24 protein-coding genes are annotated in these 25,567 nt (G+C 76.4%); 9 read left to right on the top strand and 15 right to left on the bottom strand.

Features of this window, described 5'->3' with window-relative positions; all coding sequences use genetic code 11:
• Nucleotides 1-59: 59 nt before the first annotated feature.
• Nucleotides 60-2,504 (bottom strand): glycoside hydrolase family 31 protein, encoded by a 2,445-nt coding sequence (locus BKA21_RS11690; protein ID WP_239072843.1) that lies wholly within the window; start codon nt 2,502-2,504, stop codon nt 60-62.
• Between the two features lie 70 nt (nt 2,505-2,574).
• On the opposite strand from BKA21_RS11690, the gene BKA21_RS11685 reads away from it, so the two are divergent.
• Nucleotides 2,575-3,573 carry a LacI family DNA-binding transcriptional regulator gene (locus tag BKA21_RS11685; protein WP_140459289.1) on the top strand — a complete coding sequence of 333 codons (999 nt, stop codon included), beginning with the start codon at nt 2,575-2,577 and terminating at the stop codon, nt 3,571-3,573.
• 44 nt (nt 3,574-3,617) lie between these two features.
• Nucleotides 3,618-4,052: a nitroreductase family deazaflavin-dependent oxidoreductase gene (locus BKA21_RS11680; protein ID WP_140459288.1), complete on the top strand. Its 435-nt coding sequence runs from the start codon at nt 3,618-3,620 to the stop codon at nt 4,050-4,052.
• 93 nt (nt 4,053-4,145) lie between these two features.
• On the opposite strand, the gene BKA21_RS11675 is transcribed toward BKA21_RS11680, so the two are convergent.
• The 3 genes from BKA21_RS11675 to BKA21_RS11665 form a co-directional block, all read right to left on the bottom strand.
• Nucleotides 4,146-5,612, bottom strand: a complete 1,467-nt coding sequence (locus BKA21_RS11675) for an SPFH domain-containing protein (protein WP_140459287.1) — start codon at nt 5,610-5,612, stop codon at nt 4,146-4,148.
• Nucleotides 5,613-5,732: 120 nt separating this feature from the next.
• Nucleotides 5,733-6,200, bottom strand: a complete 468-nt coding sequence (locus tag BKA21_RS11670; protein WP_140459286.1) for an NfeD family protein — start codon at nt 6,198-6,200, stop codon at nt 5,733-5,735.
• A 142-nt stretch (nt 6,201-6,342) separates the two neighbouring features.
• Nucleotides 6,343-7,905: an amino acid permease gene (locus tag BKA21_RS11665; RefSeq protein ID WP_140459285.1), complete on the bottom strand. Its 1,563-nt coding sequence runs from the start codon at nt 7,903-7,905 to the stop codon at nt 6,343-6,345.
• A gap of 237 nt (nt 7,906-8,142) precedes the next feature.
• Here BKA21_RS11665 and BKA21_RS11660 point away from each other — a divergent pair, with 237 nt between their 5' ends.
• Both BKA21_RS11660 and BKA21_RS11655 read left to right on the top strand, forming a co-directional pair.
• Nucleotides 8,143-8,595: a hypothetical protein gene (locus BKA21_RS11660; protein WP_179625360.1), complete on the top strand. Its 453-nt coding sequence runs from the start codon at nt 8,143-8,145 to the stop codon at nt 8,593-8,595.
• Between the two features lie 102 nt (nt 8,596-8,697).
• Nucleotides 8,698-9,477 (top strand): HNH endonuclease family protein, encoded by a 780-nt coding sequence (locus BKA21_RS11655; protein WP_239072844.1) that lies wholly within the window; start codon nt 8,698-8,700, stop codon nt 9,475-9,477.
• 21 nt (nt 9,478-9,498) lie between these two features.
• Here the strand turns inward: BKA21_RS11655 and BKA21_RS11650 are convergent, their stop codons facing one another.
• Both BKA21_RS11650 and BKA21_RS11645 read right to left on the bottom strand, forming a co-directional pair.
• On the bottom strand, nt 9,499-10,251 hold the full coding sequence (locus BKA21_RS11650; protein WP_239072845.1) for a M50 family metallopeptidase: 753 nt from the start codon (nt 10,249-10,251) through the stop codon (nt 9,499-9,501).
• Entirely contained in the window at nt 10,248-10,931 is a 684-nt protein-coding gene (locus BKA21_RS11645) for an LmeA family phospholipid-binding protein (protein ID WP_239072846.1), read from the bottom strand. The genes BKA21_RS11650 and BKA21_RS11645 overlap by 4 nt, the downstream gene beginning before the upstream one ends.
• Before the next feature lie 187 nt (nt 10,932-11,118).
• Between BKA21_RS11645 and BKA21_RS11640 the strand changes: the two genes are divergently transcribed.
• Nucleotides 11,119-11,535, top strand: a complete 417-nt coding sequence (locus tag BKA21_RS11640) for a hypothetical protein (RefSeq protein ID WP_140459283.1) — start codon at nt 11,119-11,121, stop codon at nt 11,533-11,535.
• 3 nt (nt 11,536-11,538) lie between these two features.
• Here the strand turns inward: BKA21_RS11640 and BKA21_RS11635 are convergent, their stop codons facing one another.
• The 8 genes from BKA21_RS11635 to BKA21_RS11600 all read right to left on the bottom strand — a co-directional run bounded on the left by BKA21_RS11635 (nt 11,539) and on the right by BKA21_RS11600 (nt 19,776).
• Nucleotides 11,539-14,601 carry an AAA family ATPase gene (locus BKA21_RS11635; RefSeq protein WP_140459282.1) on the bottom strand — a complete coding sequence of 1,021 codons (3,063 nt, stop codon included), beginning with the start codon at nt 14,599-14,601 and terminating at the stop codon, nt 11,539-11,541.
• Complete coding sequence (locus BKA21_RS11630; protein WP_140459281.1) at nt 14,601-15,785, bottom strand: exonuclease SbcCD subunit D; 1,185 nt, start codon at nt 15,783-15,785, stop codon at nt 14,601-14,603. The genes BKA21_RS11635 and BKA21_RS11630 overlap by 1 nt, the downstream gene beginning before the upstream one ends.
• Nucleotides 15,786-15,829: 44 nt before the next feature.
• On the bottom strand, nt 15,830-16,183 hold the full coding sequence (locus tag BKA21_RS11625) for an STAS domain-containing protein (RefSeq protein ID WP_140459280.1): 354 nt from the start codon (nt 16,181-16,183) through the stop codon (nt 15,830-15,832).
• 212 nt (nt 16,184-16,395) lie between these two features.
• Complete coding sequence (locus BKA21_RS11620; RefSeq protein WP_140459279.1) at nt 16,396-16,800, bottom strand: PIN domain-containing protein; 405 nt, start codon at nt 16,798-16,800, stop codon at nt 16,396-16,398.
• Nucleotides 16,785-17,042: a type II toxin-antitoxin system Phd/YefM family antitoxin gene (locus tag BKA21_RS11615; protein WP_140459278.1), complete on the bottom strand. Its 258-nt coding sequence runs from the start codon at nt 17,040-17,042 to the stop codon at nt 16,785-16,787. Before BKA21_RS11615 ends, BKA21_RS11620 begins: the two co-directional genes overlap by 16 nt.
• A gap of 48 nt (nt 17,043-17,090) precedes the next feature.
• The gene (locus tag BKA21_RS11610) at nt 17,091-18,734 is read right to left on the bottom strand and encodes an ABC-F family ATP-binding cassette domain-containing protein (RefSeq protein ID WP_140459277.1); all 1,644 of its coding nucleotides are present in this window, start codon (nt 18,732-18,734) and stop codon (nt 17,091-17,093) included.
• 91 nt (nt 18,735-18,825) lie between these two features.
• Nucleotides 18,826-19,335 (bottom strand): aminoacyl-tRNA deacylase, encoded by a 510-nt coding sequence (locus BKA21_RS11605; RefSeq protein WP_140459276.1) that lies wholly within the window; start codon nt 19,333-19,335, stop codon nt 18,826-18,828.
• 27 nt (nt 19,336-19,362) lie between these two features.
• Nucleotides 19,363-19,776: a hypothetical protein gene (locus BKA21_RS11600; RefSeq protein ID WP_140459275.1), complete on the bottom strand. Its 414-nt coding sequence runs from the start codon at nt 19,774-19,776 to the stop codon at nt 19,363-19,365.
• A 256-nt stretch (nt 19,777-20,032) separates the two neighbouring features.
• Between BKA21_RS11600 and BKA21_RS11595 the strand changes: the two genes are divergently transcribed.
• Nucleotides 20,033-20,617 carry a hypothetical protein gene (locus BKA21_RS11595; protein ID WP_140459274.1) on the top strand — a complete coding sequence of 195 codons (585 nt, stop codon included), beginning with the start codon at nt 20,033-20,035 and terminating at the stop codon, nt 20,615-20,617.
• A gap of 12 nt (nt 20,618-20,629) precedes the next feature.
• On the opposite strand, the gene BKA21_RS11590 is transcribed toward BKA21_RS11595, so the two are convergent.
• Complete coding sequence (locus tag BKA21_RS11590; RefSeq protein ID WP_170209022.1) at nt 20,630-22,795, bottom strand: sensor histidine kinase; 2,166 nt, start codon at nt 22,793-22,795, stop codon at nt 20,630-20,632.
• A gap of 98 nt (nt 22,796-22,893) precedes the next feature.
• Here BKA21_RS11590 and BKA21_RS11585 point away from each other — a divergent pair, with 98 nt between their 5' ends.
• Genes BKA21_RS11585 through BKA21_RS11575 form a run of 3 tightly spaced genes read left to right on the top strand, consistent with a single transcriptional unit; the run spans nt 22,894 to nt 25,548 of the window.
• Nucleotides 22,894-23,265: a response regulator transcription factor gene (locus BKA21_RS11585; protein ID WP_140459272.1), complete on the top strand. Its 372-nt coding sequence runs from the start codon at nt 22,894-22,896 to the stop codon at nt 23,263-23,265.
• 7 nt (nt 23,266-23,272) lie between these two features.
• A complete protein-coding gene (locus BKA21_RS19575; RefSeq protein WP_140459271.1) occupies nt 23,273-24,133 on the top strand; it encodes a HEAT repeat domain-containing protein in 861 nt (286 codons plus the stop codon).
• A complete protein-coding gene (locus tag BKA21_RS11575) occupies nt 24,130-25,548 on the top strand; it encodes a glycosyltransferase family 2 protein (RefSeq protein ID WP_140459270.1) in 1,419 nt (472 codons plus the stop codon). The genes BKA21_RS19575 and BKA21_RS11575 overlap by 4 nt, the downstream gene beginning before the upstream one ends.
• Nucleotides 25,549-25,567: the final 19 nt, after the last annotated feature.

Raw genomic sequence — 25,567 nt, 5'->3', positions numbered from 1 at the left:
CCGGCATCGTGGCACGACGGCAGCGCGACCGGGACGGTGCGCCGCGTGGGTGTCGCAGGTCAGCCCTGGGCCAGGAGGACCTCCTCGACGGCGGCGCGGACGGGCTCGGGGACGTCGAGGGCCGCCAGGTGCGCGAGGCGCGTGTGCAGGGGGCGGTCGGCGGTGACGACGTCGTGCACGCGGCGCTTGGTCTCGTAGGCGATCTGGGCGGCGTCGAGGCGGGCGTAGACGTGGCGCTCGACGTCGTTGCGGCGCAGCGCCGGGTCGGGGCCGACGTGCACGGCCAGGGCCGCACCGACGGGGACGTCCGCGACGGTGACGTGCAGGTGGCCGTCGGTGCCGCGGACGACGTCAGCGTCGGCCGGGGCGCCGTCGACCGTCGCGGTGACCGGCGGCAGGTCGGCGGCTGCGGACAGGAACGTCGCCGTCCAGGTGCGGGTGCGCGGCAGGAACCCGGCTGCGCCGGCGACCGGGCCGGCGGTGAACGTGCCGGCGGCCTGGTCCCAGGTCAGCGCCGTGCGGGCGACGTGCGCGTCGTCGAGGCCGTCGCCCGTGCCGTCGTCCTCGACGAGCGTGAGCGCACCGTCTGCGCCGACGACGACGAGCACCTCCAGGTGCGCGGGCTCGACGGGGTCGTTGCCGGGCACCGCGGCGCCGTCGAGCGGCACGAGCGACCCCGCCGGCGCGAGCACGGGCAGGTGCGCGAGGTCGCGGTGCAGGAGGGTCTCGCGGTCGCCGTCGTAGACCAGGCCGGTGAGCACATCGACCCAGGTGCCGGGCGGCAGCCACGCGCGCGCGGCCGACGTGGCGGACGCGGGGTCGCGGGGCGTGGTCATCGGGACCACGAGCAGCTCGGAGCCGAAGCACGCCTGCTGCGGGACGGTGTAGGCCTCGTCGGCGTGCGGCCAGCGGTGGTAGACGGGCACGACGAGCGGGACGCCCTCGCGGGCGGCGCGGTGGTTCATGGTGTGCAGGTACGGCACGAGGCGGTGCCGCAGGCGCAGGTAGCGGGTCTGGACCTGCTCGTGCTCGGGCCCGAACGTCCACGGCTCCTTGGTCATGAACGGGTTGTTCGAGGAGTGCAGGCGCAGGATCGGCGAGAACGTGCCGAGCTGGACCCAGCGGGTCGCGAGCTCGTCGTCCTTGACGCCCCACAGGTGCCCGCCGACGTCGTGGCTCCACCAGCCGTACCCGATGTTCGCGGCCGTCGCGGTGAACTCCGGCTGGAACGCCAGCGACGCCCACGAGACCACGGTGTCGCCGGAGAACCCGACCGGGTACCGGTGCGACCCGGGGCCGGCGTAGCGGGAGAACGTCAGCGGCCGGCGGCCGTCGCGCGCGGAGTCGAGGAAGTGCCGGTGGTTGAGCACCCACAGCGGGTCGACGCCGGGCAGGCGCGAGTGGCCGCCCTGCTGCCAGTCGAGCCACCAGAAGTCGACGCCCTGGGCCTCGAGCGGGTGGTGCAGCAGCTCCAGGTACGCGGTGAGGAAGGCCTCGTCGGTGACGTCGAACGCCACGGGGTCGCCGGACTCGGGGTCGCGGCCGAGCGCCGCGCACATCGCGGCATAGGCGTCCTCGTGCGCGCCGACGCCGTCGGCCGGGTGCACGTTGAGCGTGACGCGGTGACCGTGGTCGTGCAGCCAGCGCAGGAACGCGGGCGGGTCGGGGAACAGCTCGCGGTTCCACGTGTAGCCGGTCCAGCCGCTGCCGTGCGCGGGGTCGATGTCGACGAGGTGCCAGTCCATGTCGACCACCGCGACGGAGAACGGCAGGCCCGCGGCGGCGAACCGCTCCATGAGCGCGCGGTAGGAGTCCGCCGTGTAGCGGTGGTAGCGGCTCCACCAGCTGCCGAGCGCCCACCGCGGCAGCACCGGCTGCGGGCCCGACACCGCGTACAGCGCCCGCACCGCGGCGGCGTGGTCGTGGCCGTAGGCGAAGACGTACAGGTCGTGGCGCGAGCCGTCACGGGGCACGGGCGTGCCGTGGTCGTCGAAGACGAAGGAGCGCGAGTCGTCGAGCACGGCGTACCCCCAGCGGCTGACGACCCCGGGGTCGAGCGGGATCGCACCGTCCGCCAGGTCGAGGGTGCGGGCGGTGCCGCCGAGGTTGCCGCCGCGCCCGTCGCGGCCGCCGTCGCCGAACCACCACACCGAGTCGTACGCGCTGACCGCGCCGAGCACGGCGACCTGCAGCCCGTGCGGGGCGAACGGGCCGCGGTCGTAGGTCAGCCGCAGCCGCGACGTCACGACCTCGACGTGCGTGGCGTGCTCGACGACCCGGACGTCCGGCACGGGCTGCGCGCGGTGCAGCGCGAACGTCGACGGCCGGTCCTCGAACACCCCGTCGGCGGCGTGCTCGAGGCGCAGCAGGCCGTCGGCCAGCACGGTGATCCGGAAGGTGTCGCCCTGGACGACGGCGCGCGGGTCGGCGACGGGGCGGGCGGGGAACGGGAGCACGGGGCCGGCCTCCGGCGGGTCGGGGGCGCCGTCCGTGCGCCGTCGCACGGTCTGGTTTAGCGCTATACCCGACCACGCTAGGCTCACCGCGTCCGGACCGTCAACCACGGGGGTCACGATGGCGCGGGTCACGCTCGCCGACGTCGCCGCGCACGTCGGCGTCTCGGTGATGACCGTGTCCAACGTCGTCAACGGCCGCCTCGGACGCGTCTCCGCACCCACCGCCGCACGCGTCCAGGACGCCGTGACGGCCCTCGGGTACGTGCCGCACGGCGCCGCCCGCTCGCTCGCTGCCCGCCGCACGCACCTCGTCGGCCTGCTCCTGCCGACCCGCGGCACCAGCCTGCTCGGCTCCCCGCACGACCAGACGCTCGTCGGCGCGCTGGAGGTGACGCTGCGCCGGCACGACCACCACCTGCTGCTGCGCGGCGTCGAGACCGCCGCCGACGTGCGCGACTCCGTGCAGCGGTGGAGCCTCGACGGGATCGTCGTGCTGGGGTTCACCGACGACGAGCTCGCCACCCTCGACCTGCCCCGCGGCGTGCCCACCGTCGTCGTCGACGCGCACGACGACGCGCCGGGACGCGGGCACGTGCGCTCCGACGACCACGAGGGCGGGCGGCTCGCCGGTGCGCACCTGGCCGCGCTCGGGCACCGCGACGTCGTGCTGGTCGGCCCGCTCGCCGGGGGCAGCCGGGTCGTCGCCGCCCGCCTCGACGGGCTGCGGCAGGGCCTGGGGGGCGGGGACGTGACGGCCCTGGACGCCGCCACCACGTACGACGCCGGCGTCGCGGCCGCCCCCCGGGTGCTGCGCGACCACCCCGGCGCCACCGCCCTCGTCGCGACCGCCGACACCCTCGCCGCCGGCCTCTGCCGCGGGCTCGCCGACGCGGGCCGGCGCGTCCCGGGCGACCTGTCCGTGGTCGGCTACGACGACGCCGAGCTGGCCCGCTGCGTCACGCCCGCGCTCACCACGGTGCGGCAGGACGTCGCGCGCAAGGGCGAGGCCGCCGCCCGCCTGCTGCTCGGCGCGATCGGCGGCGCACCGGGACCCCGCACCGAGCACGTGCACGTCGACCTCGTCGTGCGGGCCTCCACCGCCGCACCCCGGGCCTGAGGCCGGGACGGAATCCGGGCGGTGCGCGTCGCGTTGCCACCGGCATGACGCTGACCGGCGAGTACGCCCCGAGCCCCGACGACTTCACGCGCGAGCACACCGCCCTGTACGAGTCCTCCGGCGGGACCGAGGGCACCACGCTGAACGGCCGCCCCGTGATCGTGCTGACCACGGTCGGCGCGAAGAGCGGCAAGCTCCGCAAGACCCCGCTCATGCGGGTCGAGCACGACGGCGAGTACGCGGTGGTCGCGTCCAAGGGCGGCGCCCCGGAGCACCCGACGTGGTTCGGCAACCTCCTCGCGCACCCGCGCGTCGCGCTGCAGGACGGCCCCGAGGTGCGCGAGTACGACGCCCGCGTCGTCGAGGGCGACGAGCGTGCCGCCTGGTGGGCCCGGGCCGTCGAGGTCTGGCCCGACTACGAGACGTACACGACGCTGACCGACCGGCAGATCCCGGTCGTCGTGCTGACACCCGCCTGACGCGCGCCTGACGACGCGGAGCCCCGGACCGCCGGACCCGGACGCGACGACGCCCCCGCCGGTCGGCGGGGGCGTCGTCGTGCGTGCGGTGCGTCAGGAGGCGGTGCCGCTGCCCGTCGACGCGGTGGTGGTGGGCTGCGCCGTGATGCTCGAGACGAGCGCGCTGAGGTCGAGGCCCGTGAGGGACTTGATGACCTCCTGGCCCTCGCCGAGCACCTGGCCGACCGTGCGCGTGAGCTGCGACGCGCCGTCGGTGGAGACGACCGTGAGCTGGTCGATACCGCTGATCGGCTCGGCCGCGGCCCGCACGATCTCCGGCAGCAGCGCGATGACCTGCTGCGCGAGGACCGCCTGGCCCTGCTCGCGCAGCGCCTCGGCCTGCGCGCGGGTGGACTCGGCGGCGGCCAGACCCTCGGCGCGGGCGGCCGCGGCGCGGGCCAGACCCAGCGCCTCGATGGCCTTGGCCTCGGCGACCTGACGGTCGCGCTCGGCGTTGCCCGCGCGGATCGTCGCCTCGGCCGCGGCCTCGGCGTCCTGGACCGTGGCGATCTTGTTCGCCTCGGCGATCTTCATGCGCTTGAACGCGTCGGCCTCGGTCGACGCGTTGGCCGCGTCACGCTCGGCGTTGGCGCGCTGGACGGCGGCGTACGCGGCGGCCTCGGCCGGCTTGCGGACGTCGATGTCGAGCTGCTCCTCGGTGACCTTCGCCTTCTCGGCGAGGGCCTCGCGCTCCTGGGTCGCGACCAGGCGGTCCTGCTCGGCGCGGGCGAGCTGGCCGGCGGCGTTGGCCTCGGCGTTGGCCCGGTCGGTCTCGGCCTTGATCGCCGCCTGCTTGATCGCGAGGTCGCGCTGACGGGCCGCGATGGCCTCCATCGCCTGGATCTTGGCGAACTCGGAGACCTGCTGCGCCTCGGCCTCCTTGACCTCGGCGACCTGGCGGGCACGCGCGGACTCGGCGCGACCGAGGTTGGACAGGTAGTCCGAGCCGGGCGTCGAGATGTCCGAGATGTTGAGCAGGTCGACCTGCAGACCCTGCTCGGCGAGGTCCGCCTTGGTGGAGGCGACGACGCCGTCCTGCAGCGACTTGCGGTCGCTGATGATCTGCTCGATCGTCATGTCGCCGATGATCGAGCGCAGCGAGCCCTCGAGGGACTCCTTGATGACGTCGGTCAGCGTGGCCTGCTGCGAGAGGAAGCGCTGCGCGGCACGGCGCACACCCTCCTCGTCCCCGCGGACCTTGAAGTTGATGGACGCCTTGATGGCGAGCTTGATGCGGTTCTTGTCGACGCCCTCGACCGTGATGCCGATCTGACGCTGCTCGAGCGAGATCGGGAAGCCCTGCTGCAGCACGGGCCAGACGAACACGCGGCCGCCGACGACGACGCGCTGGCCGGCCTGCGCGTTGGCGCCCTTGCCCGCGCCGCGGCCGACGATGATGAGCGCCTCGTTGGGCGGGACGCGGCGGATCCGCTTGGTGATGAGCGCGATGACCGCGACGAACGCGATGATCAGCGCGCCGACGGCGAGGATGGTGGCGCCGTTCTCGACGATGTCCAGCATGGTGGGTCCCGGCCGGGCCGGGGCTCCTTCCTGTCGGTCCTGCGGGGCGGCGCCGGGCGCAGGTGACCGCGCGACGCCAGGGTCAGGGGCGGGGCCGGGCCCCGGTGCCGGGCGGGTGCGTCAGGCGCGGCGGACGAGCACGCGGGAGCCGCTGACGGCCACCACCTGCACGCGCGTGCCGGCCGGGATCTCGTCGTCGGCCCACGCCAGGCGCGACTCGAGGTCCTGCACACCCTCGAGCCGGACCTCCCCGCCACCCGGACCGGTGGTCGCGGTCGTCATGCCGAACGCGCCCTCCAGCGGCGGCGGCGGCGCGTCCTCCGTGGCCGCGAGGCGGTGGATGAAGCGCTGCGAGACGAACGCCGCGACGAGCGCGAAGCCGATGCCGATGACCGACGCCCAGACGAACCCGAGGTCCGCGGAGAACGCGATCACGCCGCTCGCCCCGAAGACGACGGCGCCCACACCGGCGGCGATGCCGGACAGGCCGCCCTCGCCGACGCCGAAGGACTCGAACAGGTCGCCGAACACGAGGGACGCCAGCAGCAGGACGAGGCCGATGCCGCCGATGACGAGGAACAGGGTCACGTGCTCGGGGTCCCTTCGATGGGTGGGCGCGGTCAGTATGCCGCAGCGCGCCTCACCCCGTGCGGGCCCTGTGGACCGAGGGCGCCACCCGGTCGGGTGAACCTGCCGGTCGGGTGAACCTGCCGGTCGGGCCGCCCAGCCGTCAGTGGCCCTCGGCCGGCAGCGGCGTGGGGTCGGGCGTCCCCCGGCCGACGAGCGAGCGGCGGTAGGAGTAGAGGAAGTAGATGGCCACGCCCGCCGCGAGCCAGGCGAGGAACCGCAGCCACGTGAGCGTCGTCAGGTTGAGCATCAGCCACAGGCACGCGACGCCGGCGATCACCGGCAGCGCGGGCGACCACGGCACGCGGAACCCGCGCGGCAGGTCGGGGCGGGTGCGCCGCAGGATCGGGATGCCGAAGCTGACCAGCACGAACGCGGACAGCGTGCCGATGTTGATCATCTCCTCGAGCAGCTCGACCTCCGCGAGCCCGGCGATCAGGGCGACCACGACGCCGGCGCCGACCTGGAGGCCGAGCGGCGTGCCGAACCGCGGCGACGTGCGCGACATCGCCCGGGGCAGCAGCCCGTCGCGGCTCATCGCGAAGATCACGCGCGTCAGGCCCAGCAGCAGCACCATGAGCACGCTCGTCAGGCCGACGAGGATCCCCACGGAGATCACGCGCCCCGCCCAGTCGGCGCCCACCAGCACGAACGCCGTGGTCAGGGACGGGTGGTCGGCGGCCGCGAGGTCGCGGTAGCTGACCATGCCGGTCACGACCACGGTCACGAGGATGTACAGCACCGTCACCAGCGCCAGGCCGCCGAGGATGCCGCGGGGCACGGCCCGCTGCGGGTCCTTGGTCTCCTCGGCCGTGGTCGCGACGACGTCGAAGCCGATGAACGCGAAGAACACGAGCGCGGCGCCCGACAGGATGCCCATGACGCCGTACGTCGTCGGCTCGAACCCCAGCAGGAAGCCCGTGAGCGGCTGGTGCAGGCCGGTGGTCCCGGCGGCGGCCGGCTCGGCGGGCGGCACGAACGGCGTCCAGTTCTCGGCCTTGACGTAGAAGAAGCCGACGACGATCACGAACACCGTGATCCCGACCTTGATGATCGTGAAGATGCTGTTCACGCGCGTGGACAGGCGGGTGCCGATCGCCAGCAGCGTGGTGAACACCGCGACGATGAGCACCGGGCCCCACGCGACGTCCACGCCGAGCAGCGTCACGGTGGGCGGCACGTCGAGGCCGAAGAGGCCGAACGCGTCGGACAGGTAGACGCCCCAGAACTTCGCGATCACCGCCGACGCGAGCAGCATCTCCAGGATCAGGTCCCAGCCGATGATCCAGGCGACGAGCTCGCCCATCGTCGAGTACGAGTACGTGTACGCCGACCCGGCGACGGGGATCGTCGAGGCGAACTCCGCGTAGCACATGATGGCGAGCGCGCACACGAGCGCGGCGACCAGGAACGACACGATCACGGCCGGGCCGGCGTAGTTCGCGGCGGCGGTCGCGCCGACGGAGAAGATGCCCGCGCCGACGGCCACGGCCACGCCCAGCACGGCCAGGTCCCACGCGGTCAGGGTGCGGCGCAGGCGGCGCTCGGGGTCGTCGACCGCCGCGAGCGAGGACTCGACGGACTTGCGCCGCAGCACGCTGCGCGGCCCCGGGCCGCGGGAGGCGTACGGGCGGTCCGGCGGCGGGAAGGCGGGTCCTGCGCTCATGGGTGTGCTCCGGGGCGGCGGGCTCGGGCCGCGGTGGCGGCGGGTGCGTGCGGTCGGTCGCGGCCGGGCCGCTCGGTGCGCGGCGCACGGGCCGCGGTGGCGGCGTGCGGTACGACGGCCGCGGGTGGCGGCGCCGGGTGCGACGGCCGGGGGTGGCGGCCTCGCAGCCGAGCATGGCGCGATCGGGCGCGGGCGGCCACCGGGTGCGGGCCGTGCGCGACCGACCGAGCATGAGGCATGAGCGAGACGAAGAACCTGGACGAAGGGCCCGACGCCGCGCACCGCGTGCCCGAGGGCGTGGACGACGCGACCGTCGAGGCGGTCGGCGGGGTGACCGCGGCGTTCGAGGTCGTCGAGCACGCCCGCGGCATGCTCTACGCGTTCCACCGGCTGCTCGGGCGGGCCGACCTCGAGCTCGGCGAGGCCCTCGACCAGCTGGAGGCGGCCGGGCACGGCGAGCTCGCCGACCGGGTGCGCGCGGACGTGCTGGGCCGCAACGTGCTCGACGGCCGCTGGACGTTCCAGGTGGTCGAGGAGTTCGACGACGGGTACCACCGGGCGTTCGCGGACGCCGAGCGCGCGGTCCGCGACGAGCTGCTCGGCGGGAGACGGCACGTCGCGGAGGCGCAGATGAAGGAGCGCCGACGCACGCACGGCCGCCCGGGCCACGAGGCGCTGCCGCCGTCCTGACCGGCGCGTCGACCCGCCCACAGCCACGCACCGGGCCGGGCCGCCACCCGTGGCGGGGCGGGCGACGCGCGCACCCGGGGGCCCGCGGCGCACCGTGACGCCGTGGACCTCGCGACGATGCTCGCCGCGCACGCCGAGCGCTCAGGGCCCGGGCGCACCTGGCCCGGGCGCGCCGGGGCGGCGGCGCCCGCGCCGCACACCCGGGAGGCGCGGCCCGGCGGCTGGGTGCTGGCCCTCGTCGTCGCGCTCCTGCTCGGGCTGGGGCTGCCCTGGTGGCAGGGCGAGCGCGCGGCGGCGCGGCACCCCGTCACCGCGGCCGACCTCGCGGCGGGCCGTGCCGCGCTCGACCGGGTCGCCGTGCGGGACGGTCCCGGGCCCGGCGGGTACGCGCGCGAGCTCTTCGGCGACGGGTGGGTCGACGTCGACGGCAACGGCTGCGGCACGCGCGACGACGTGCTGGTCCGCGACCTCGCCGGCGTGGTCGTCGACGACGACGGGTGCGTCGTGCTCGCCGGGACGCTCGACGACCCCTACACCGGTGCCGTCGTGGCGTTCGCGCGGGGCGAGCGCTCCGCGGACGTGCAGGTCGACCACGTGGTGGCCCTCGCCGACGCGTGGCGCTCCGGCGCGCAGGCGTGGACGACCCCCGCGCGCACCGCGTTCGCGAACGACCCCGCCAACCTGCTCGCCGTCGACGGGCCGGCCAACCAGGACAAGGGCGCGTCCGACGCGTCCGCGTGGCTGCCGCCCGAGATCGGCTACCGCTGCGTGTACGCGCTGCGCCAGCTCCGGGTCAAGGACGCGTACGGGCTGAGCGTGACGCCCGCCGAGCGGGACGCGCTCGACGACGCGCTGGACGGCTGCGTCGTCGTGCCCGGGTGACGGCCGTGCGGGCCGGCGGCGTCAGCCGGCCCAGACAGCCAGCAGCAGCGCACCGCCCGCGACCAGCAGACCCAGGCACACCAGCAGGAAGGCACCCACCCACACGACGGCCGGCACGTGCGTCAGCCCCGCGAGCAGGCCCGCGTCGGAGACGTCCCGGCCGCCCTGGCGCCGCACCCGCGCGCGCTGCGCCTGCAGCTCCAGCACCGCGCGCGGCGCCCCGAGCAGCAGGAACCACGTGATCGCCGCAGCGGTGACCTGCTGGACCGACGACGGCGCGAGCACCGTGACGACCCCGACCACGACCCCCGCGACGAGCACGGACCACAGCCCGTACCAGTTGCGGATCTGCAGCAGCACGAGCACCAGGACGACCAGCAGCAGCCACAGCAGCCCGACCGCGTACCCGCGCGACAGCAGCCACGCCGCCGCGAGGCCGAGCACCGCCGGCGCCGGGTACCCGGCCGCCACGGTCGCGACCATGCCCGGACCCGTGGGGCGCCCGCGCGAGACCGTCAGGCCCGAGGTGTCGGAGTGCACCCGGATCCCGGTCAGGCGGCGGCCGACGAGCACGGCCACGGCCGCGTGCCCCGCCTCGTGCACGATCGTCAGCCCGTGCCGCAGCAGGTGCCAGACCCCCGGGGCGGCCAGCGCGACGAGCAGCACGACCCCCGTGATCACGACCGTGCGGACCTCGGGCGCGGGCTGCGGGGTCGTGACCTGCACCCACACGTCCCCGAAGGAGCCCGGCAGGTCCTCGCCCCAGCCGGTCACGGTGCCACCTCCAGCGTCACGTCCTGACCCGCCGCGACGACCCGCAGGCCGTCGGGCACCACGGACGTCGAGTCCAGGACGACCCCGTCGGGGAGCCCTCCGACGGGGATCTCGATGCCGGTGAGCCGCCCGCCGACCGCAAGGTCGGCCACGTCGACCACGGCGCCGCCCACGGTGACGTCGACGACGTCGGCGAGCAGCCGCCCGTCCTCGACGTACGGCTGGACGCCCGCCGTCAGCTCGACGCCGAGCACCTCGCCAGACGCCCGCAGCAGCTCGCCGTCGACCGTGAGGTCCACGGCCAGCCCCGACTGCTCGGCGACGACCTGCTGCACCGTCGCCGTCGGCAGCGTGAGGGCCAGCGTCGCGTCGGCCACCGTGGACGGCTGCCGGAGGGTCACGCCGCGCGCGTCGAGGCGGACGTCGACGGCGTCGACACCGTCGAGGCGCACCCCGTCCGCGGTGGCGTGCACCTCGTCCAGCTCGCGCGCCAGGAGCTGGGTGAGGAAGGGGAACCCGTCGACGTCGACCGTCGGGGTGCCCGTCACGTCGAGACGCTCGGCGATCACCTCGGCGGCCCGCTCCTCGGCCATGCCCCGCGCGACCTGGTCGGCGACGACCACACCGACCGCGCCCACCACCAGGACTCCCCCGGTCACCAGCACTGCCCTGGCACCCACCGTGCACCTCCGTCGTCGTCCCGCGCCCGCCGTCCGGGCCCACACCTGCCCCGACCGGCCCTCACCGTAGGCGGTGCAGCCGTGCGCCGCCGGGGCACGCGCACGTCGGACCACCCCGCGCCGCAATCCTGTGGCGCCGGTCACAGGTCGTTCGTAGGCTGGGCACAGGCACGACGAGGGACGCGCGATGACCTGGGCACTCCTCCTCCTGGTGGCGACGACGCCGGCGCTGCTGCTGTGCGCGGCCTGGGCCCTCATCCCGTCGCCCGACGACCCGCCCCGCTGGCAGCTCGCCCTCGCCCGCGGTCTCGAACGCGTCGCCGACCGGCTGCGCCGGGAGCCGCCGCGCACGTGCGACCCGTTCGCGACGCTGCGCGTGCAGGAGCGGCTCGGGGTCGTGGCCGCGCACGTGCGCGAGCTCGAGGGCGACGTGCACGCGTTCGCCCGCGCCGAGCGGATCATCTCCTCCCAGCTCGCCTACGACCAGCTGCTCGCCGAGGCGTGCCGGCTCGCCGAGGTCGAGGTCCGGCCCGCCGCCAAGGGGGACCCGCACGAGCGGTTCCGCGAGGAGGTCGAGCTCACCGCCCGCGGCTGGAGCTGGTGACCCTCAGCCCGCCAGCACACGCAGCGTGCTCGGACCCTGCCGGGTCGGGCGCACCTCGACCCGGTCGGCGATCGCCTGCTTGAGCGCCTCCACGTGCGAGACGACGCCGACGACCCGGCCGCCCGCGCGCAGGCGGCCCAGCTCGACGAGCACCTGGTCCAGCACGTGCGGGTCGAGCGCGCCGAAGCCCTCGTCGACGAACAGCGTGCCCAGCTCGATGCCGCCCGCCTCCGCCGTGACGACGTCGGCCATGCCCAGCGCCAGGCACAGCGACACGTAGAACGTCTCGCCGCCCGAGAGGGTCCGCGGGTCGCGCTCCTGCTCGGTGCGGTGGTCGACCACCCGCATCGACAGGCCCGTGGTGCGGCTGCGCACGTCCTCCTTGGCGTCCGAGCGCACCAGCTCGTACCGGCCGTCGGACATGACGCGCAGGCGGTCGTTCGCCGCCGCGACCACGTCCTCGAACCGGCGGGCCAGCACGTAGGTCGGCAGCGACAGGGCCCGGGCGTTGTCGCCGCCCGTCCCTGCCGCCAGCGCCGCCATCCGCGCGACCGGGGCCGCGTGGGCCGCGTGCTCGTCGAGGGACCGGGCCGCCGCGAGCACGCGCGCGGCCGCCGCCGACGCCGCCCGGGCCCGCTCCCTCGTGACCCGGGCACGGCCCGCGAGGTCGTCCGCCGCGGCACGGGCCGCCCGCTCCACGGCACCCGTCGCGTCCAGGTCGACGCCCACGTCCTCGGCCAGCGTCGCGAGCGCGGGCTCGGCCAGACCGCCCAGCAGGCGCGCGCGCTCGGCGGCGACGTCCTGCACCTGGCGCTCGAGCGCGGCGAGCGCGTCGGGGGCGCTCCACGCCTCGCGGGCCTCGTCCGCCGTCGCGAACCCGTGCTCGGCGAGCACGCTCCGCAGCTCCGCGGTGCGGGCGGCGGCGTGCTCGGCCGCAGCGCGCTCGTCGGCGAGCGCCCCCAGCAGGGCCGCCGCGAGGGACGCCCGGGCGTCGAGCACCGCGTGCCGGGCGGCGACCGTCGGGTACCCGTCCCGCCCCTCGACGACCTCGGCCTCGGCCCGGTCGAGCTGCTCCCGCCGGGCGACCAGCGCGAGCTCGGCGGTGCGCAGCTGGGCGTCGACCTCGTCCCGCAGCACGTGCCGGGCCTGGGTGGCGGCGTCGAAGGCCTCGGTCTGCGCGGCCAGGTCGGTCGCGGTCGCGTCGGCCTGCTGGGCCTCGGCCAGCGCCGCGCGGGCCGCGTCCCGGGCGGCGACGGCCGCCGCCGCGTCCTGCCCTCCGGTCCGCGCGGCCAGCCCGGCGACGCGCTCGACGAGGGCCGCGTGGGTCGCACCCGCCTCGGCGAGCACCCGCTCGGCCGCCTCGCGCACCGCCTGCGCCGCGTCGACCTGCTCGTCGGTGACGTGGTCGTCCGGCACCGCGGCGGGCGCGGGGTGCTCCGTGCCGCCGCACACCGGGCAGGCGCCGCCGGGAGCCAGCCCCGCGGCGAGCTCGCCGGCGAGGCCGGCCACGCGAGCCGAGCGCAGATCTGCCTCGGCCCGGACGGCGGCGTGCGCGGCGCGGGCCGCCTCGTCGCGCGCGGCCGCCGCGACGGTCCGCTCGGCGTCGGCCGCCCGGTGCGCCTCGACGTCCTGGACGAGGCGCTCGGCGGCGTCCAGCCGGGCCGCGCGCTCGCCCGTCTGCGCGGCGGTGGCCCGCGCCGCCTCGAGGCGGACCACCAGCGCGGCCCGGGCGGCGGGGCGGGCGGCGAGCCACGCGTCGGCGAGCGCGACCTCGCTGCGCAGGTCGTCCAGCACCGCCGCCAGGTCGCGGACCTCGTGACGGTCGGCGTCGAGCCGGGCCTCCACGGCGACGAGGCGCTCGAGCCGGGCGGCGTCGTCCGCGGCGGCGGACCGCGCGGCCTCGACCGGGTCGCGCCACCCGGGGCCGGGCTCGCCCGGGGGCAGCAGGTCGGCGGGGGCGGCGTCGACGGCGGCCGCGAGGGCCTTCCGGGCGGCCTCCTGGGCGGTCGACGCGTCGTCGGCACCCGTCAGGACCGGCCGGACGGCGGCCGCGGCGCGGGCCGCGACGAGGCGGACGGCGTCCGACGCGTGCTGCTCGGCGTCGGCGTCGAGCCGGGCGAGGCCGGTGCGCAGCACGGCGCGGCGCTCGACCAGCGCCGCGGTCGCGCGGGCGGTCTCGTGCGCGTCGCGCGCCCCCTCCCACGCGGCGGTCGCCGACGCCGACGCGACCGCCGCGTCGTCGGCCTGCCGGGCGAGGTCCGTCGTCGTCGCGTCGACCACCGTGGCCACGCGGTCCGCCACCTGCGGGCCGGCGACCGCCTCGTCGAGCAGACCGCGCACCCGCACGGTGTCGTCGTCGGGGAGCGCGCACGCACCGAGCAGGTGGGCGACGGCCTCGGCGAGGTCGGCGCGCGCGGCGTCCACGGCGCGGTCGGCCTCGCGGCGCATCTGCGCGAGCTGCTTCTGCACCTGCTCGTACACCTGGGTGCCGAAGATCTTCTGCAGCAGCCCCCGCCGGTCCTCGGGGTTGGCGCGCAGGAACCGCGCGAACTCCCCCTGCGGCAGCACGATGGTCTGCACGAACTGGGTGCGGTCCAGCCCGACCACCCGCTGCATCTCGGCCCCGACCTCGTCCAGACGCGCGCCGAGCAGGGTGCCGACCGTGTCGAGCACGTCCGGGCCGGCGGCCGGGTCCACGTCGGCGGGCAGGCGCCACGCCTTGACGCTCGCCTGGGCGGTCGTGGTGCCGGCGCCGCGCCGCTTCGCCCGCTGGTACGCCGGGGTGCGTCGCACCCGGTGGACGCCCGCGGCCGTCTCGAAGACCAGCTCGACGACGCTCTCCACGTCGTCCGGCGCGTACGCCGAACGCAGGCGCTCCTCGGACGCGTCGGCCCCCGCCACCTTGCCGTACAGCGCGAACACGACGGCGTCGATGAGCGTGGACTTGCCGGCCCCGGTAGGCCCCTCGAGGAGGAAGAGGCCGGACGTGCCGAGCGCGTCGAAGTCGACGGTGTGCCGGCCCGCGAACGGGCCGATCGCCTGGACGGTCAGCGAGCGCAGCCGCATCAGGCGCTCCGCTCCGCGGCCGCGACCAGCTCGTGCGCGCGCCGGAGCACGTCGAGCTCGGCGGCGTCCGGACGCGCGCCCGTGACGTGGTGGACGAAGTCGGCGGCGACATCCACCGGGTCCGCCGCGGCGGTGACCAGGGCGGCCCCCGCGGCGGGCACGACCCGGTCGGGCCGGTGCTGGACGACGAGCGCGTGGGGGAACCGCTCGCGCACCCGGCGGAACAGGTCGGACGGGCGAGCGTCGTCGGTGACCGTGACCCGCGCCCACGCGTCGACGTGCGGCTCGCCGGCCGCACCCAGGAGCTCGTCGAGGGTGCCGCTGACGTCGGCGAGGCGGCGCGGCACGGGGGCCGGGACGAGCGTCGTCGTCGGCGCGTCGCCCGCGAGGTCGACCAGCACGGTCGACTTGGTCTGGTGCAGCTCGGAGAACGAGTACGCGAGGGGCGACCCCGAGTACCGCAGCACCGTGGGGCCGGCGCCGGTCACGGCCTGCGGGCCGTGCAGGTGCCCGAGCGCGACGTAGTCGACCCCCGCGAACACGTCCGACGTCACGTGGTCGACGCCGCCGACGCGGATGTCCCGCTCGGACTCGCTGGCCCGACCGCCCACCACGAACGCGTGCGCGGCCACGACCGTGCGCGCGGGCCGCGACCCCGCCGCCGACCGCCGCGCGACGTCCGCGCGCACCCGGTCCATGGCCGCCGCCGTCACGGCCTGGTGCGAGCGGGCCAGCGGCCGGCGCGCCCCGGCCTCGTCGACCGTGCCGAGCTCGCCGCGCACCGCGTCGGGGTCGAGGTACGGCAGCCCGTAGACCAGCACGTCGCCCGCACCGGACGGGAGCACCACCGGCTCGTCGAGCGCGGCCACCCGGGTGCGCACGCGCACGCGCTCGCGCATCAGCGGCGCCCCGAACCCGAGGCGGGTCGCGGAGTCGTGGTTGCCGGACGTCACGACGACCGTCGCGTGCTCGGCCAGGCGGGCGAGCGTGTCGGACAGCAGCGTCACGGCCTCGACCGGCGGGATCGCCCGGTCGTACACGTCGCCGGCGACGACGACCGCGTCCACCCCCTCGGCGCGCACCACGTCGACGAGGTGGTCGAGGTAGGCGGCCTGGTGGTCGAGCAGATCCACACCGTGCAGGGTGCGGCCCAGGTGCCAGTCGGAGGTGTGGAGCAGCCGCATGCCCCGGACGCTATCCGAGGCGTCCGACACCCCGGCCGCGACGCTCAGGCGTCGTCGTCGGGGATCGCCCCGGACAGCCCGATGATCTCCAGGACGTCGCGCAGCACCCCGCGCGGGTCGCGCAGCGTCAGCGGCACCTCCGCCTCGGTGGCCGCCAGGTGCAGCTGGAGGACGAACGCCACGCCCGAGGAGTCGATGAACGTCGCGTCGGTCGCGTCGACGACCACGGGGACGCCGCTCATGAGGGCCATGCCCATCGACGCGCTGGCCTCGTCCCGCAGCGACGCGTCGATCTCGCCGACCAGCCGGACGACCGCGCGGCCGTCGTGCTGCTCGACGCGGATCGCGTGGACGACCTCGTCGAAGGCGTCCGTACCCGTCACTGTCAGCTCTGCCATGCGCGCGCTCGTGCTCCTCGTCAAGTCGTCTGCGGTACGTCGTCGGACCGGTCCTGCGACGGCCGGAGCGACCGTACCCGCTGGCTGGGACATCGACACGTGGAACGACCGCCACCGCCCCGGTGTTCCCACCGTCCCCCGTCCGCACGACCACCGGTTGACCACCGCTTGACCGGCAGACGAACGTCCGTCGGCGTCGCGCGGTCCGACGGTCAGCCGATCTGCACCGTCCTGACCCCGGGCAGATCGCCGAACCGCGCCCGCGCGTCCCGGGTCACGACCGCCCGGCCGTGCTCGGCCGCGTGCGCCGCGATGATCAGGTCGTGCGCGCCGCGCGGCACCCCGAGCCTCCGGACGTGGGCGAGGAGGCGTGCGTGCTCGGCAGCGGTCCGGGCCGTGTAGTCCAGGACGGTCGTGACGTCCAGGACGACGGCCAGGGCGCGGGCGCGACCGGCGGCCTGCTCCGCCGTCCGCGCGAGCTCGATCCCGGTGCGGAACTCGGCGACGGTGACCGCGGCGATGGCGACGTCGTCGTCGTCGAGCGCCCGCGGGTCGGGCAGCGTGCCACGCTCCATCTCGATCAGCGTGTTCGTGTCGAGGATCAGCCGTCGCCCCACGGGTCCCTCTCGTCGGTGACCGCCAGGGAGCGCGCCGCGGCGATGTCGCCGGCCATCTCGTCGTCCAGGCGCCCGGCGCCCGCGAGCGCCTCCCGCAGGCGCCGGCCGGTCGAGGGTGCCGCGGGCCGGATCTCGGCGACCACGGCGCCCGCGCGCGTGATCGAGACGACCTCGCCGCGCTCGACGGCGTCGAGGAGCTCGGAGAACCCTCGGGAGGCCGTGGTGGCGGTGACGGTGCGCACATCCCGATCGTAGCGCGGGATCAGAGAATCAGACACCGGTCTCGACGATCAGTCCGGGGTGATCTCCGTGACGCGGCCGTCCTCGACGTGCCAGCGGCGCGTCAGGCGGACGGTGTCGAGCATCCGCCGGTCGTGCGTGACCAGCAGGACCGTGCCGTCGAACTCCTCCAGCGCCTGCTCGAGCTGCTCGATCGCCGGCAGGTCGAGGTGGTTGGTCGGCTCGTCCAGCACCAGGAGGTTCACGCCGCGGGCCTGGAGCAGCGCCAGCGCGGCCCGCGTGCGCTCCCCGGGCGACAACGACGCCGCGGGCCGGGTGACGTGGTGCCCGCCGAGGCCGAACTTGGCCAGCAGCGTGCGCACGTCCGCGGTGGTCCAGTCCGGCACCTGCCGGGCGAACGCCGTGCCCAGGGGCTCGTCCCCCTCGAAGGCGGCACGGGCCTGGTCGACCTCGCCGACCAGCACCCCGGAGCCGCGGTCGACGCGGCCCTCGTCGGGGGCGAGCCGCCCCAGCAGCAGCCCCAGCAGCGTCGTCTTGCCGGCGCCGTTCGGGCCCGTGATCGCGACCCGGTCGGTGCGGTCGAGCTGCACGTCCACCGGGCCGAGCACGAACGCCCCGCGGCGCACGACGGCCGCCCGGACGGCTGCGACGACGTCCCCCGACCGGGGTCCGCTCGCGATCGTCATGCGCAGCTGCCACTCCTTGCGGGGCTCGGCCACCACGTCGAGACGCTCGATCAGCCGCTCCGTCTGCCGGGCCTTCGCGGCCTGCTTCTCGGACGCGTCCGCGCGGAACTTGCGGCCGATCTTGTCGTTGTCGCCCGCCTTGCGCCGCGCGTTCTTCACACCCTTGGCCATCCACGCGCGCTGGCGGCGCGCCCGCTGCTCCAGCGCGTCGCGGCGGCCCGCGTAGTCCTCGTACGCCTCGCGCGCCTGGCGCCGCGCCGTCGAACGCTCCTCCAGGTACGCGTCGTAGGAGCCGCCGTACACGGCCACCCGCTGCAGCGACCGGTCGATCTCGACGACCGACGTCACGGTGCGCGAGAGGAACTCCCGGTCGTGGCTGACCACCACGACCGGCGCGGTCGCGCGGTGCACGAACTCCTCGAGGCGCTCCAGTCCGTCCAGGTCCAGGTCGTTGGTCGGCTCGTCGAGCAGGTACAGGTCGTACCGGGACAGCAGCAGCGCCGCGAGCCCGACCCGGGCGGCCTGCCCGCCGGACAGCGCCGTCATCGGGTGCTCGAGGTCGACGTCGAGGCCCAGGTCGGCCAGGACGGTGCCGGTGCGCGCGTCGAGGTCGCCGCCGCCCAGCGCCATCCACCGCTCGAGCGCGTCGCCGAACTCCTCGTCGGCGCCCGGCTCCCCCGCGCCCAGCCGCTCGGCCGCCGCGTCCATGGCCACCTGCGCCGGCCCGACGCCGGTCCGGCGCTCCAGGTAGGCCCGCACCGACGCGTCCGCGCGGTCGACCTCCTGGGCGAGCAGCCCGAGCTGCGCGTGGGGCGGTGAGACCTGCACCACGCCCGCCTCGGGCGCCCGCAGGCCCGCGAGCACGTGCAGCAGCGTGGACTTGCCCGCACCGTTCGGCCCGACGAGCCCGATCACGTCCCCCGGGGCGACGACGAGGTCCAGCCCCGAGAACAGCTCGCGGTCGCCGAAGCCGGCCGCGACCCCCTTGGCCTGCACGGTGGCGCTCATGGCGCCATTCAACAGCGTCGCCGCGCGCGGCCCTGCGCCGGCCTGCGTCAGGCCTGCGTCAGGCCTGCGTCAGGCCTGCGTCAGGCCTGCGTCAGGCCTGCGGCTCCGAGACGTCCGCGACGGTCGCGCCCAGCACCCGCACCAGGTCGTCCGCCGCGAGCGTCACGCCCACGCCGTGACCGCCGCCGCCGATCGACACGGTGCGGCCCACGGCCCGCTCGTCGACCACCACCGGCCACGTCCGCGTCGTCCCGAACGGGGTGATCGTGCCCCGCTCGAACCCGGTCACCGCGAGCGCGGTCGCCGCGTCGGGCATGGACATGCGACTGACGCCGAGGAGGGCGCGCAGGCGGGGCCAGGAGATCGTGCGGTCGCCGGGCAGCAGGACGAGGAGGAAGTCGTCGTCGCCGCGGCGCACGACGATGGTCTTGAGCAGGTCGGCGGGGGCGATGCCGCGGGCGGCGGCGGCCTCCGCGAGCGAGGCCACGCGGCCGTGGCGGGTGCGGGTGTACGCGACGCCGGTGGCGTCGAGGGCTGCGACGACGCGCGCCTCGCCCTCGGTGCGCCGCTCGGTGCCGTCGGCGGGCGTCTGCTCGGTCACCGGGCCACTGTAGGCAGGGGGTGCCGGTCAGCCCAGGAGCACGGCCGCACCGGCGGCGGCGAGCAGCGTCGCGGCGACCGTGAGGCCGACGAGGGCGGCGACGAGCCGGCGGGGTCGGGCCCGGGGGGCGTCCTCGGCGGCGAGGTCGCCGGTGAAGCGGGTCCACTCGTGCTCGGGGGTCCAGGCGCGCTCGGGGGCCGGGCGGGGGTCGGGCAGCCACTCCTCCTCGGGGCGCCACGCGGCGGGGGACGGGGCGGGCGGGCCGGTCTCGGCGCCGCGGGTGCGGTCGGGCGCGCCGGCGCGGACGACGTCGTCGCGACGGGGTGCGGCGCCGGGCGCGTCCCGGGGCGTGCGGCCGCTGCGCTGCCAGGCGTCGCCGGGGGTCTGCGACCAGCCGTCCTTGTGGGGGCGCGGCGGCGGGGGCCCGTCGGGCACGGTCACGTCGTACCTCCTGCTGGCGCCGGTCGGGGCGTCGGGCGTCGACGCGTCCGTCCAGCATGACGGTCAGGGGCGTCCGATTCCTCCTGGTTCACCCGAAGGTGTCACGGTGCGTCGCACGGACGCCGCACAGGTTCGGGGCCTGTTCCTGTGCGCGACCTGTCGGTTGCCTGTCAGAACCGTCGTCACCCTCCGGCGGGCGCGGTGCGGGCCGATGACGTGGACGTGGGCGGACGGACCGCGCACGAAGGGAGCAGTCATGAGCATCTCGGCAGTCAGCGGCTCGTCGGCCCTGCTGGCCCTCACGCAGCAGACCCGCACCGCGTCCGCACCGCCGCCCCCGCCGCCGTCGTCGGGCGAGGAGGGGACGGGCACCCGGGGCGTCCCGAAGCACGTGGAGGCCGCGGCCGAGGCGCTGGGGATGAGCACGGACGAGGTCGTGGAGGCCCTCGAGGACGGGTCGAGCCTGGCGGACCTCGCGCAGGAGCAGGGTGTCGCGCGCGAGGACCTGGTGAACGCGCTCGTCGCCGCGGCACCGGAGGACCTCCGGGCGCTGGACGGCATCGAGCAGATGACGGAGCAGCTGGTCGACGCGGAGGGCCTGCCGGGGCCGGCCGGTCCGCCGCCCGCGGGCTCGTCGGGCGTGTGGGGGGCCTCGCTGACGTCGTCGCAGGAGGACGCCCTGGCGTCGGTCGCGGACCTCGTGGGGGTGGACGCGTCGACGCTCGTCGACCAGCTGCGCTCGGGGACGACGCTGGCCGACCTGCTCTCCGACGCGGGCGTCTCCCTCGACGACCTGGCGGGCGCCCTGGAGGACGGCTTCCTCATCGACACGCAGGCCTGAGCCGGCGTGGCGTCACCGGCGGACGACCCCGTCGTCGTCGGCGCCGAGGACCGGCGACGCGTCGGCGACGACGGGGTCGCCGTCGGGTGACGCGTCGTCGACCGGCCCGCCCGCCACCGGCCCGCCCGCCACCGCGTCCCCGGCCGGCGCGGGCGCCGGGAAGCGGCGGCGGGCGCGCAGGGGCACGACGAGCTCGGCGGTGGTGCCGCTGACGCCGTCGGAGTCCAGGTGCACGGTGGCGTGGTTCCGCACGGCCAGCTCGCGGACCAGCGCCAGCCCCAGGCCGACGCCCGGCACCGATCCCTCGACGGCGGCGGGGCTGCGGTAGAAGCGGTCGAAGACGCGGGCGAGCTCGCCCGGCGCGACCCCGGTGCCGGTGTCGACGACCCGCACGCGGACGTCCTGCTCGTCCGCCCGCACGTGCACGCGCACCTGCCCGCCCGCCGGGGTGAACTTCAGCGCGTTGCCCAGCAGGTTCGCCAGGATGCGCTCGAGGTCCTCGACGACGAAGCGCACGTGGACCCGGTCGGTCCGGCCCGTGCGCAGGTCGACGCCGCGCGCCTGCGCCGCCGGGAGCTGGTCCTCGACGCACCGGTGGACGAGCGCGCCGACGTCGACGTCGACGGGCGTGCGGTCCACGCGCGAGCCGAGCGCCAGCAGGTCCTCGACCAGCACGGACAGCCGGCGGGCGTTGCGCTCGACGACGGCGAGGTGCTCACGCTGCCCGGGCGCGAGGTCCCCTTCGTCCTCGAGGAGCTCGACGAAGCCGATGATGCTCGTGATGGGGGTGCGCAGCTCGTGGCTGACGGCGGAGACGAAGTCGTCCTTCTGCCGCGAGACCGCGCGCAGACGTTCCGCGGCCCGCCGCTCGTGGCTCAGCGCGCGGCGCACGGCGAGGTCGGCGCGGTGCCGCTCGGTGACGTCGACGAGCTGGGCGGTGACGAGCCACTCGCCGCTGGGCCGCACCCGCCGGGTGACGATGACCTCGACCTGGCGGTCGTCCGGGCCGGACGTCGCGTAGTCGCTGTAGGACTCGCCGTCGGGCGCGAGGGCGGCCTGGCGCACGGCGCGGCGCAGCGCGTGCACGTGCTCGTCGCCGTCGTCCGGCACCCGGGGCGGCGCGTCGAGCGCACCGACGTCGTCGACCTGGGGGATCGCGCCGCCGAGCAGCTCGACGGCCCGCGCGTTGCTCTGCAGCACCCGCAGCTCGCCGCCGGCACGCTCCTGCATGATGACGAGACCGACCTGGGCGTCGAGGATCCCTCCGTGCAGGAGCTGCTGCCGGGCGGCGCGCTCCTCGACGGCCAGGAGCTGCTCGTTGCGGGTGGCGGACAGCAGCAGGATCGACGCCGCGTACGTCACGAGGAACCCCTGCGCGACGAGGTTGCGCTGGAGGTCCGTGAGGTTCTCCGCGCCGGCGAACGGCCCGAGGCCCAGCGCCGTGAGCGTCGTGACCGCCACGGCGACCCCGACGAGCTGCACCGCGACGACCCGGGTGGAGTGCACCAGCGCCCCCCAGACGAGCACGGGCATGGCCGCGAACGACAGCGGCGGCGCGCTCGGCAGACCGAAGACCAGGCCCACGACGCCCACGAGCGCGACCCACTGGGCGACGACGCCGTGCCGGGCACGGACCGCCGTGGTCCGCACCGCCGGCGCCGCCAGGGGCACGATCGTGACGATCGCCGACCCGTGGCTGGCCACCACCGCCGGGGCCGTCGCCCAGAAGCTGCCGCCGGCCAGGAGCGCGACCGCGAGCCCGCCGAGGACGCCCCCGACGAGGGCACCGGCCCCGGCCGCGCCGAGGAACGCCCCGACGTCACGGACCGACTCCATGCGGAAGCGCCCGTGCCGGCGCACGAGCGCCGCGACGAGCAGGGACTCCGCGGCCACGGTCAGCCCGAACGCGGCCGACAGGTCCGGCGGGCGGCCCGCGACGAGGTTCGACGCCGCGGTGACCAGGCCGATCGCGAGCCCCACGGCCCATGCCCACCGTCGTGACGCCGCCAGGACCGCCAGCACGGCCGCCCCCGACGCCGGCCACCACGCGGCCGTGCTCTGCCCGAACGACGCCAGCCACACCGCCGCGACGCCCAGCAGGTACGCCAGGCCGAGCAGGACCGGCACCCGCGCGGCGACGTCGTGCGCGGACGGGCCGACCCCGTCGGTGTCCGACATGGGCCCCCACCTCACCCGCGCACCGTGGCGTGCCGGCATGCCGCCGACCCGCCCAACATGCACGATGGGGGTGCAGGCGGCAACACCAGGGGGTGGGCGTGGCGTCGATCGTGGTCGTCGAGGACGACGTGGACATCGCGACCCTCGTCGCGCACAAGCTGCGGGGCGCGGGCCACGAGGTGAGCGTCGAGCACGACGGGCAGGCCGGGCTGGCCGCCGTGCGCGAGGTGCGCCCCGACGTGGTCGTGCTCGACTGGATGATGCCGCGGATGAACGGCATCGAGGTGTGCGAGGCCGTGCGCGCGGACCCCGCCCTGGCAGGCGTGCGGGTCATCCTGCTGACCGCCAAGGCCCAGGAGGGCGACCTGGAGCAGGCGTTCGCCGTCGGCGCCGACGACTACGTGCAGAAGCCGTTCTCGACGCGCGAGCTGTCGGCCCGCGTCGCCGCGGTCCTCGCCCGGCGGGGGTGAGCCCGCGGTGACCGACGTCGCGCTCCTCCTGCTGGCCGTGGGGGCAGCCGCCGTCGTCGTGCTGCTGGTCGCCGTGCTCACCGTCCGCACGGTCGGTGACGCGCTGGGTGCCCGGCGCCGCCGCGCACGGGCCGCCGTCCTGCCCGTGCTGCTGGAGGTGCTGGACGGCGAGGACGTCGTCGCACCCCGCCGGCGGCACCTGCGCACCGCGATGGCCGACACCGCCGCCGACCTGACCCACAAGCTGCGCGGCTCCGACCGCGAGCGCCTGGCCGTGTGGCTCACGGAGCAGGGGGTGCGGGAGGCCGCGCAGCGGCGCATGCGCTCGCCGTGGGCGCCGCACCGGGCGCGGGCGATCGAGGCGTACCTGGCGGCGACGGGCGGCACGGACCCGGAGCCGGTGGTGGCGATGCTGCGGGACCGGCACCCGCGGGTGCGGGCGGCGGCGGTGGGCTCGCTCGGCGGGTGCGGGGCCGCGTCGGCGGTGCCGGCGCTCGTCGCCGCGGTCGGGTCGCGCCGGACGCGGGTGTCGCCGAGCGCGGTCGCGATGGCCGTGGTGCACGCGGCGCCGACGAGCGCGGCCGCGCTGGCCCCGGCGTGGCGCTCGTCGGACCCGGCGGTGCTGGCGATGGCCGTCGACGTGGTCGGGTGGCTCGGGCTGCTCGACGGGCGGGCGCAGGTCGAGGACCTGCTGCGCACGTCCCCCGACGCGCAGGTGCGCGACCGTGCCGCGGACGCGCTGCGACGCCTGGGCGACCCCCGCAGCGTGCCGGTGCTGGAGCAGGCGCTCGCCCGGGTCCCGGCGGGCGACCCGCGGGCCGCGGGCCTGGACCGGGCGCTGGCGACGGTGCGCGCGGGTGCCGGGTGACGGACGTCGCGTCGGCCGTCGCGACGACCCTGGTGCTCGTCGTCACCGTGTACTACGCCGTGCACAACCTGCTGCTCGTGCTGCTCGTCGCGCGGGCCGGGGCGGCCGTGGTCGAGGAGGCCCAGTGGCCGCACGACCTGACGCACTCGATGACGTTCGCGAACCCGCTGACGCCGGGGGTGTCGGTCCTGGTGCCGGCGCACGACGAGGAGGCGGGCATCGTGGCGTCCGTGGAGTCGCTGCTGGCGCTGCGGTACCCGCGCCTGGAGGTCGTGGTCGTCGACGACGGCTCGGCCGATCGCACGGCGGAGCTGCTGCTCGACGGCTTCGCGATGGAGCCGGCCGAGCTGCCGGTGACGTCGCACGTGGCGCAGGAGGGCGAGACCCTGGGCACGTTCCGCTCGACCCGGCACCCGCACCTGGTGCTCGTGCGCAAGCGGTCGGTGGGGCGCCGGTCCGACGCGGTGAACGCCGGGTTCCGTCGGTCGACGCAGCCGCTGGTCTGCATGATCGACGCGGACTCGGTGCTGGAGCCCGACGCGCTGCTGCACGTGGTGCAGCCGTTCGTCGACGACCACGAGGTGGTGGCGGCGGGCGGTCTGGTCCTGCCGTCGAACGGTGCCGTGGTCGAGCGGGGACGGGTCACGTCGTTGCGGGCGCCGCGGACGTGGCTGGAGCGCACGCAGGTGCTGGAGTACCTGCGGGCGTTCCTCGTGGGCCGGTCGGGGTGGGCGTCCGCGAACGGGCTGATGATCATCTCGGGCGCCTTCGGGGTGTTCCGGCGCGAGGTCGTCGAGGAGATCGGCGGGCTGGACCCGGACTCCCTGGCGGAGGACGCGGACCTGGTCGTCGCGACGCACCACGCGCTGCGGGGGCGCGGCACGCCGTACCGGGTGGTGTTCGTGCCGGAGCCGGTGTGCTGGACGGAGGTGCCGACGTCGCTGGCGGTGCTGCGCCGGCAGCGGCACCGGTGGTCGCAGGGGCTCGGTGAGCTGCTCGGCAAGCACCGGGGCATGCTCGGGCGGCCCCGGTACGGCGTGCTCGGCGTGGTGACGATGCCGTACTTCCTGCTGTTCGAGCTGCTGGGGCCGGTGCTGGAGGTCGTCGGGCTGGTCGTCGCGGTGCTGGGCCTGGCGCTCGGGTGGGTGCCGCCGGCGGCGGTGGCGGCGTTCTTCGTCGCGTCGGTGCTGCTGTCGGTCGCGGTGTCGCTCGCCGCGCTGCTGGTCGAGGAGTCGGTGTTCCGCCGCTACCCGTCGTGGCGGGACACCCTGGTGCTGGCGGTCAGCGCCGCGATGGAGCCGTTCTGGTACCGGCCGATGCACTCGTGGTGGCGCGCGGTCGGCCTGTGGCGCGCGCTGCGCCGCCGCCCCGCCACCTGGGGCGTCATGACCCGCCAGGGCTTCCCCCATCCCTGACCCCCACCCCGGCGCCGGG

Source organism: Cellulomonas oligotrophica (assembly GCF_013409875.1).
Taxonomy (GTDB): Bacteria; Actinomycetota; Actinomycetes; order Actinomycetales; family Cellulomonadaceae; genus Cellulomonas; species Cellulomonas oligotrophica.
Note: the sequence above shows the minus strand (reverse complement) of the source record. Positions and strands in the feature narration are given on the sequence as shown.

Bases quoted from the DNA above. Each gene is read 5' to 3' on its own strand.
- BKA21_RS11640 (WP_140459283.1), top strand. From the start codon at position 11,119: ATGACCTGGGCACTCCTCCTCCTGGTGGCGACGACGCCGGCGCTGCTG.
- BKA21_RS11590 (WP_170209022.1), bottom strand. From the start codon at position 22,795: ATGTCGGACACCGACGGGGTCGGCCCGTCCGCGCACGACGTCGCCGCG.
- BKA21_RS11660 (WP_179625360.1), top strand. From the start codon at position 8,143: ATGAGCGAGACGAAGAACCTGGACGAAGGGCCCGACGCCGCGCACCGC.
- BKA21_RS11680 (WP_140459288.1), top strand. From the start codon at position 3,618: ATGACGCTGACCGGCGAGTACGCCCCGAGCCCCGACGACTTCACGCGC.
- BKA21_RS11665 (WP_140459285.1), bottom strand. From the start codon at position 7,905: ATGAGCGCAGGACCCGCCTTCCCGCCGCCGGACCGCCCGTACGCCTCC.
- BKA21_RS11675 (WP_140459287.1), bottom strand. From the start codon at position 5,612: ATGCTGGACATCGTCGAGAACGGCGCCACCATCCTCGCCGTCGGCGCG.
- BKA21_RS11630 (WP_140459281.1), bottom strand. From the start codon at position 15,785: ATGCGGCTGCTCCACACCTCCGACTGGCACCTGGGCCGCACCCTGCAC.
- BKA21_RS11685 (WP_140459289.1), top strand. From the start codon at position 2,575: ATGGCGCGGGTCACGCTCGCCGACGTCGCCGCGCACGTCGGCGTCTCG.
- BKA21_RS11625 (WP_140459280.1), bottom strand. From the start codon at position 16,183: ATGGCAGAGCTGACAGTGACGGGTACGGACGCCTTCGACGAGGTCGTC.
- BKA21_RS11595 (WP_140459274.1), top strand. From the start codon at position 20,033: ATGAGCATCTCGGCAGTCAGCGGCTCGTCGGCCCTGCTGGCCCTCACG.
- BKA21_RS11610 (WP_140459277.1), bottom strand. From the start codon at position 18,734: ATGAGCGCCACCGTGCAGGCCAAGGGGGTCGCGGCCGGCTTCGGCGAC.
- BKA21_RS11635 (WP_140459282.1), bottom strand. From the start codon at position 14,601: ATGCGGCTGCGCTCGCTGACCGTCCAGGCGATCGGCCCGTTCGCGGGC.